The 7356-nt window shown below is 72.3% G+C and carries 7 protein-coding genes and 1 pseudogene; 2 read left to right on the forward strand and 6 right to left on the reverse strand.

Features of this window, described 5'->3' with window-relative positions; translation table 11 throughout:
* Positions 1 to 12: 12 nt before the first annotated feature.
* Both purB and def read right to left on the reverse strand, forming a co-directional pair.
* Positions 13 to 1455, reverse strand: coding sequence for an adenylosuccinate lyase (gene purB / locus AB0D31_RS30485; RefSeq protein ID WP_362729088.1), 1443 nt, complete (start codon positions 1453 to 1455; stop codon positions 13 to 15).
* 59 nt (positions 1456 to 1514) lie between these two features.
* Positions 1515 to 2147 carry a peptide deformylase gene (def, locus tag AB0D31_RS30490; protein ID WP_362729090.1) on the reverse strand — a complete coding sequence of 211 codons (633 nt, stop codon included), beginning with the start codon at positions 2145 to 2147 and terminating at the stop codon, positions 1515 to 1517.
* 318 nt (positions 2148 to 2465) lie between these two features.
* On the opposite strand from def, the gene AB0D31_RS30495 reads away from it, so the two are divergent.
* Positions 2466 to 3188 (forward strand): GNAT family N-acetyltransferase, encoded by a 723-nt coding sequence (locus tag AB0D31_RS30495; protein ID WP_362729092.1) that lies wholly within the window; start codon positions 2466 to 2468, stop codon positions 3186 to 3188.
* Positions 3189 to 3190: 2 nt separating this feature from the next.
* Here the strand turns inward: AB0D31_RS30495 and AB0D31_RS30500 are convergent, their stop codons facing one another.
* On the reverse strand, positions 3191 to 4027 hold the full coding sequence (locus AB0D31_RS30500; protein ID WP_362729094.1) for an SGNH/GDSL hydrolase family protein: 837 nt from the start codon (positions 4025 to 4027) through the stop codon (positions 3191 to 3193).
* A gap of 272 nt (positions 4028 to 4299) precedes the next feature.
* Between AB0D31_RS30500 and AB0D31_RS30505 the strand changes: the two genes are divergently transcribed.
* Positions 4300 to 4566 carry a holin gene (locus AB0D31_RS30505; protein ID WP_362729096.1) on the forward strand — a complete coding sequence of 89 codons (267 nt, stop codon included), beginning with the start codon at positions 4300 to 4302 and terminating at the stop codon, positions 4564 to 4566.
* A 127-nt stretch (positions 4567 to 4693) separates the two neighbouring features.
* Here AB0D31_RS30505 and AB0D31_RS30510 read toward each other — a convergent pair whose 3' ends face one another.
* The 3 genes and pseudogenes from AB0D31_RS30510 to AB0D31_RS30520 form a co-directional block, all read right to left on the reverse strand.
* Complete coding sequence (locus tag AB0D31_RS30510) at positions 4694 to 5716, reverse strand: hemolysin family protein (RefSeq protein ID WP_362729097.1); 1023 nt, start codon at positions 5714 to 5716, stop codon at positions 4694 to 4696.
* Positions 5713 to 7047 carry a hemolysin family protein gene (locus AB0D31_RS30515; RefSeq protein WP_362729099.1) on the reverse strand — a complete coding sequence of 445 codons (1335 nt, stop codon included), beginning with the start codon at positions 7045 to 7047 and terminating at the stop codon, positions 5713 to 5715. Before AB0D31_RS30515 ends, AB0D31_RS30510 begins: the two co-directional genes overlap by 4 nt.
* Before the next feature lie 166 nt (positions 7048 to 7213).
* Positions 7214 to 7356, reverse strand: a pseudogene (locus AB0D31_RS30520) (GNAT family N-acetyltransferase); the annotation flags it as partial.

Genomic DNA, 7356 nt, shown 5'->3' on the forward strand with positions numbered 1-7356 from the left:
ACGGAAACAGGATCACAGGATCGAGCCCGGAGCGTAACCGGCCGCCGCGGGGTGCTGCTTGACGATCTCCTCGATGCGGGAGACCACGGCGCCCACCTGGTCGCCGGCCGCGCCGGTGAAGGACAGCTTGTCGGCCATCAGGGCGTCGAGCCGATCCCGGTCGAGCGGCATGCGGTCGTCGGCGGCGAGCTTGTCGAGGAGCTCGTTGCGCTCGGCGGCCTGCTCACGCATGGCGAGGGCGGAGGCCACGGCGTGCTCCTTGATGACCTCGTGCGCGGCCTCCCGGCCGACCCCGGAGCGTACGGCGGCCATCAGGACCTTCGTCGTGGCCAGGAACGGCAGGTAACGGTCCAGCTCGCGGGCGACGACGGCCGGGAAGGCGCCGAACTCGTCGAGGACGGTGAGGAAGGTCTCGAGCAGGCCGTCGAAGGCGAAGAACGCGTCGGGCAGCGCGACCCGGCGCACCACCGAGCAGGAGACGTCGCCCTCGTTCCACTGGTCGCCCGCCAGCTCGCCGGTCATCGAGGCGTAGCCCCGCAGGATGACCATCAGGCCGTTGACGCGCTCGCAGGAGCGGGTGTTCATCTTGTGCGGCATCGCGGACGAGCCGACCTGGCCGGGCTTGAAGCCCTCGGTGACCAGCTCGTGCCCGGCCATCAGCCGGATGGTCTTGGCGACCGACGAGGGTGCAGCGGCCAGCTGCACAAGCGCGGTCACCACGTCATAGTCGAGGGAGCGCGGGTAGACCTGGCCGACGGAGGTGAAGGCGTGGGCGAAGCCGAGGTGGCCCGCGATGCGCTGCTCCAGGTCGGCGAGCTTCGAGGCGTCGCCGCCGAGCAGATCCAGCATGTCCTGCGCGGTGCCGACCGGGCCCTTGATGCCGCGCAGCGGGTAGCGGGCGAGCAGGTCCTCCAGGCGGCCGTACGCCACGAGGAGCTCGTCGGCGGCGGTCGCGAAACGCTTGCCCAGGGTCGTGGCCTGCGCGGCCACGTTGTGCGAGCGCCCGGCCATGACCAGCTCGGCGTACTCGCCGGACAGCTTGCCGAGGCGGGCCAGGACCGCCACGGTGCGGTCCCGCATCAGTTCGAGGGAGAGGCGGATCTGGAGCTGCTCGACGTTCTCGGTCAGGTCGCGCGAGGTCATGCCCTTGTGGACCTGCTCATGCCCGGCGAGGGCGTTGAACTCCTCGATGCGCGCCTTCACATCATGCCGGGTGACCTTCTCGCGCTCGGCGATGGAGGCGAGGTCGACCTGGTCGATCACGCGCTCGTAGTCGGCGAGCGCTGCCTCGGGCACCTCGATCCCCAGGTCCTTCTGGGCACGCAGCACAGCCAGCCACAGCCGGCGCTCCAGCTTGACTTTCTGCTCGGGGGACCAGAGGACGGCGAGCTCCGCGGAGGCGTAGCGGCCGGCCAGAACATTGGGGATGCGAGGCTTCGCAGACACAGCAGTCACGTGGACAGATTCTACTGGCGATTTCTGCAGGCCAGCGCCCCACCCCGGTTTGTCGCTTGCTACGAGAGATCGAAGCCCAGGGCGTCGGCCGCGGCGGTGGGCGCCGGCTGGTTCCAGCGCTCGGCCATCTCCTCGCGCGAGGAGAGCGAGCGGAGCTCCGCGCGGTCCAGATACAGCATGCCGTTCAGGTGGTCGGTCTCGTGCTGCACGATACGGGCGGGCCAGCCGGTGAACACCTCGTCCAGCGCGCGGCCGTGCTCGTCGAGGGCGCGCAGGCGCACACTCTCGTGCCGGGCGACCACGGCGCCCCAGCCGGGCACGCTCAGGCAGCCCTCGAAGAACGCGGTGCGGCCGGCACCGACGGGCTCGTACGACGGATCGACCAGCACCCGAAACGGTTGCGGAACACGGCCACGCACCCGCCTGACCTCGTCGGACACCTCGGCCGCGTCCTCGATGACGGCGAGCCGTAGCGGCAGTCCCACCTGGGGCGCGGCAAGACCGACCCCCGGCGCGGCGTGCATCGTGGCGCGCATCGCCTCGATCAGCCGGCCGAGCCGCCGCGGGTCGAGGCGGCCGGCCACCGGCTCGGCCGGGCGCCGTAGTACGGGGTCTCCGGCGGTCACGATCGTGAGGGGGCCCGAGGTGGAGAGGAGTTCGTCGACGAGGTCGTTGAGCGCGGGGGACGGCATGGGGACAGCATGCCAAGAACGATCACCCGGCGAGGCCACCGGGGCTACCGTCCCGCCGGCTTCGCTGACGCGGTGGGCAGCCCTGCCCACCGAAAGGTGCGGCTCCAGGTGCGGCTCCGGGAATGCCGGCCGCCTGCCGGAACATTGCCTGAGGGAGGTTTGATGAGTCAGCCCGTCCCGTCCCGTCCCGTCCCGTGCCGTCCCGTCCCGTGCCGTCCCGTCCCGTCCCGTCCCGTGCCGTCCCGTCCCGTCCCGTGCCGTCCCTGTCCTCTCCTGGCCTGATCCGTCCGGTCCTGGCCCGTCCTGAACGAGGAGATCATGTACAACGCGTCCGCCCTCGCCGAGGTCCCGGCCCACCCGCTGGACAACCCCGCGTACGCCTCGTTGGCCGGGCCGCACGCCGGGTTCGCCGAGCGGCGCGGACGGGTGCTGCGGTACCGGACCGATGTGTCGCCCTGGCTCGGGCTGCCCACGGAGCCGGACGACAAGGACTGGGCGGACTTGGCGGCACTCGCCGGCTCCGGCACGGAAGTGGAGCTCCCCGGGGTGCGCGCCCCGCTGCCCGAGGGCTGGGAGGTCACCTTCGACATGGCGGGCGTCCAGCTCGTGGGGGAGTCGGTGGAGGCCCGGCCCGACGAGGAAGCGGTCCGGCTCGGCGTCGACGACGTGCCCGACATGCTGGCGCTCGTGGAGCGCACCCGGCCGGGCCCCTTCCTGCCCCGCACCGTGGAGCTCGGCACCTACCTGGGCATCCGGCGCGGCGGCCGGCTCATCGCGATGGCGGGCGAACGTCTGCACCCGCCGGGGTGGACCGAGATCAGCGCCGTCTGCACCGACGACGCCTTCCGCGGTCAGGGGCTCGGCTCCCGTTTGGTGCGGGCGGTCGCCGTCGGCATCAGGGAGCGGGGCGAGACGCCGTTCCTGCACACCGCCGCCGGCAACACCCGCGCGATCAGGCTGTACGAGTCCCTGGGCTTCCGGCATCGGGGCACGACACGCTTCGTGGCTGCGCGGGTGCCGGAGCCGGCCGTCGTCGGCTGACCTCAGCCATCCACCCGCACCCACTCCGAGACCGGGCCCACCGGCTTCCCCTCCGCCGGAGCGACCCAGAACGCCCGGCCCTGCGCGGCGTCGAAGTGCGCCCCGTGGCGGCCGTCGCCGGAGGAGCGGCCCGTGAGGCGGCGCCCTATCCACGGCACGAGGTGCTGGCGGGCGAAGCGCAGGTCGGCGGTGCGACTCGCGGCCCAGCCCGGCCGGGCCGGGGGCGGCAGGGGCGAGCGCCAGTCGTCCTCCGCGTCCAGGCTCAGGGTCTGCCAGACGGCCTCGGCCACCCGGCGGTGCCCCTCGGCCGTCAGATGCAGCCGGTCGAAGTCCCACATGTGCTGCTCGGCGAGCGCCGGAGCACCATAGAGGTCGACCACCAACGCCCCGTGCTTCTCGGCGAGTTGGTCGATGTGCGCGAACAGTTCTTCCATGCGCGGCCGGAACCGGTCGAGGACGGGCCCGTTGCGCCCCGGGCTGCGCATCAGGACCAGCTGCTCGCAGGAGGGGGCGAGTTGCTCGACGGCCTCCGTCAACAGGCCGCGTACCCGGCCCATATCGCACTTGGGGCGCAAGGTGTCGTTGAGACCGCCGACCAGGGTGATGACGTCCGGGCGCAGGGCGGCCGCAGCGGCTACCTGCTCCTCGACGATCTGCCCGATCAGCTTGCCGCGCACGGCGAGGTTGGCGTAGCGGAAGCCGGGCGTGCGGGCCGCCAGACGGATGGCGAGCAGGTCGGCCCAGCCGCGGTAGGACCCGTCGGGAAGCCGGTCGGACATGCCCTCCGTGAAGGAGTCCCCGATCGCGGCAAAACTGGTGTATGAGGCATTCATCTCCATGGCGCTGTGATCGTACCGCGCGGTAGCCAAGAGCGGCCCGGGGCGGCGTGCCTACACCGCAGGCGGTGGCCAACGGTGCCCGGGGGCCAGCGTGCCCGCACTCCGTGGTGGCCAAAGGCGGCCCGGGGGTGGCGCGCTTGCCCTCACGCACCTCATCCCGCCCGCGCCGGCTTCGTTCGCCCCCTGTCCGTGTCCGCTGTTCCGCGGTATGCCGGGTACACATCAAGTTTTCGGGGCCGGCCGGGTCGGCCGTGCGAGAGAGTGAGCGTGCGATGTTGTTCACCGCTGCCTTCTGGAAGGCCACTGCCGAGCGGGCCGTCCGTACCTTCGCCCAGGCCCTCGCCGCCGTTCTGACGGCAGGCGCGACCAGTCTGCTCGACGTTCACTGGACCGTCGCGTTCGCGACCGCCGGGATGGCCGCGGTGCTCGCCGTGCTCATGGCGGTCGGGTCCGCGGGTCTCGGGGCGCCGGGTCCGGGCCTCACCGAGACCACCAACCCGGGCCACCCCGCCGACGCTCCGGCCGGCATCACGCGCTGAGCGCCACCCCCGCCGACGCTCCGACCGGAACCACAAGGACACACGGGAACCCCACGCTGAGCGCCTCCCCGGAGACGCTCCGGCCGGGCACCCGCATCCGCCCCCCGCCCCCGCCCCCGAGCGAAAGCTAGGCCGCGGCTGCCGGGGGACCCACCAGTTCCCTCAGTACGTCCTCCATCGTGACCAGGCCGGCCAGCTTGCCGTCCTCGCCGAGCGCCGCCGCCAGGTGCGTACGGCTGCGGCGCATCGCGGTGAGGACGTCGTCCAGCGGGGTCGCGGCGCGCACCCGTGCGATCGGCCGCAGCGCGGCGACGGGGAAGGCCACGTCGCGCGGCGACGCGTCGAGGGCGTCCTTGACGTGGAGGTAGCCCAGGATGCGGCTGTCGTCGTCGACGACCGGGAAGCGGGAGTACCCGGAGCTCGCGGCGAGCCGCTCCAGCTCCGCGGGCGTGGTGCCGACCGCGGCCCGCACCACGTCCTCCAGCGGTACCACCACGTCCCGCACCGGCCGGCGCCCCAGTTCGAGTGCGTCGCGCAGCCGGTCGGCCGCCCGGTCGTCGAGCAGCCCGGCGGCGCCCGCGTCGGTCACCAGGCGGGCCAGCTCGTCGTCGGAGAAGGTCGCGGCGACCTCGCCCTTGGCCTCCACCCTGAGCAGTTTCAGGATGGCGTTGGCGAAGGCGTTGATCGCGAAGATCACCGGACGCAGCGCCCTGGCCAGCGTCACCAGCGGAGGCCCGAGCAGCAGTGCGGTGCGGGCGGGCTCGGCCAGTGCGATGTTCTTCGGCACCATCTCACCGAGCAGCATGTGCAGATACGTCGCGACCGCGAGCGCGAGCACGAAGGAGACCGGGTGGATGAGCCCGTCCGGCACGCCCACGGCGTCGAAGACGGGCTCGACCAGGTGCGCGATGGCGGGCTCGGCGACCACACCGAGTACCAGGGTGCACAGGGTGATGCCGAGCTGGGCGGCGGCCATGAGGGCCGAGACGTGTTCCAGGCCCCAAATGACGCTGCGGGCGCGGCGGTTCCCCTCCTCGGCGAGCGGTTCGATCTGGCTGCGGCGTACCGAGATCAGCGCGAACTCGGCGCCCACGAAGAAGGCGTTGACGACCAGCGTGGCCAGGCCGATGAGAATCTGGATCGCGGTCATCGGGCGGCTTCCTCGTCGTCATCGGTGTGCAGCGGGGCGTGCAGCAGGACGCGCGCCGCGCGCCGCCCGGTCGCGTCGACCACGTCCATGCGCCAGCCGGTCAGCTCCACACGGTCGCCGACCTTGGGGATCCGGCCGAGCTCGGTCGCCACGAGGCCGGCGAGGGTCTCGTACGGCCCGTCCGGCACGCGCAGTCCGATCGCGGCGAGCTGGTCGTCGCGGGCGGCGCCGTCCGCGGAGTACAGGGTGCGGCCGTCGGCGTCCTGGCCGGCGGGGGCGAGGTCGGGGGTCTCGTGCGGATCGTGCTCGTCGCGGACCTCGCCGACGACCTCCTCCACGATGTCCTCCAGGGTCACGACGCCCGCGGTGCCGCCGTACTCGTCGATGACGACGGCCATGGTCCGCTTGCCGTACAGCTGGTCCAGGAGCCGGTCCACGGTGAGGGTCTCCGGCACCAGCAGCGGCTCGCGCAGCAGCGCGGTGACCGGGTGCAGGCGCCGCCGTTCGGCGGGGACGGCGAGGACGTCCTTGATATGGGCTATGCCCACGACCGAGTCGAGGCTGCCTCGGTAGACGGGGAAGCGGGAGAGGCCGGTGGCGCGGGTCGCGTTGGCGACGTCCTCCGCGGTGGCCTGGATGTCGAGGGCGGTGACCTGCACGCGCGGGGTCATCACGTTCTCTGCGGTGAGCTCGGCGAGGTTGAGGGTACGGACGAACAGCTCGGCGGTGTCCGCCTCCAGCGCGCCCTGCTTGGCCGAGTGCCGGGCCAGGGCGACAAGCTCCTGCGGGCTGCGGGCGGAGGCCAGCTCCTCGGCGGGTTCCAGACCGAAGCGGCGTACCAGATGGTTGGCCGAGGTGTTGAGATGGCTGATCAGCGGCCGGAAGGCGGCGCTGAACGCGCGCTGCGGGGCCGAGACGACCTTCGCGACAGCGAGCGGCGAGGAGATCGCCCAGTTCTTGGGGACGAGCTCGCCGACGACCATCAGGAACACCGTGGAGAGCACCATGCCCAGCACGAGGGCCACCGAGCTCGCGGCCGACGCGGACAGGCCGACCGATTCCAGCGGTCCCGTGAGGAGCTTGGCGATCGACGGCTTGGCGATCATGCCGATGACCAGCCCGGTGACGGTGATGCCCAGCTGGGCGCCCGACAACTGGAACGTAAGGCTCCGTACGGCCTTGAGGGCGCTGCCGGCGCCGCGTTCGCCGCGCTCGACGGCGCGTTCCAGATCGCTGCGCTCGGCGGTGGTGAGGGAGAACTCGGCCGCCACGAACACCGCGCACACCAAGGAGAGCAGTACGGCCGCGAGGAGCAGGAGCACTTCGGTCATCGGGTCACCTCCGTCCCATGATCGGCCAGGCGGAGGCGGTGCGCGCGGTGTCGCGCGGCGGTATGGGTACTGGGAGGCTCGCCCATGGGCGGACGCTCACACCTTTCATCCGGTGGATCGAAGTCCACCCATGGTAAAGCACTGGCAAAGGGAAGGTCGCGGTAGCTCAGGCCAGGGGCTTCACCCAGCGCCGCCACTGCTCCTGCGGCTCGTACCCCGCGGCCGCCCAGGCATGCCGCGCGAGCTCGTTGCGGACCAGCACCATGGCGTCGGCCCGGCGCCCGCCGAGCGCGGCGAAACGGTCCTCGG

Origin of the sequence: Streptomyces sp. NPDC048361 (genome assembly GCF_040651795.1) — a bacterium.
Lineage (GTDB): Bacteria > Actinomycetota > Actinomycetes > Streptomycetales > Streptomycetaceae > Streptomyces.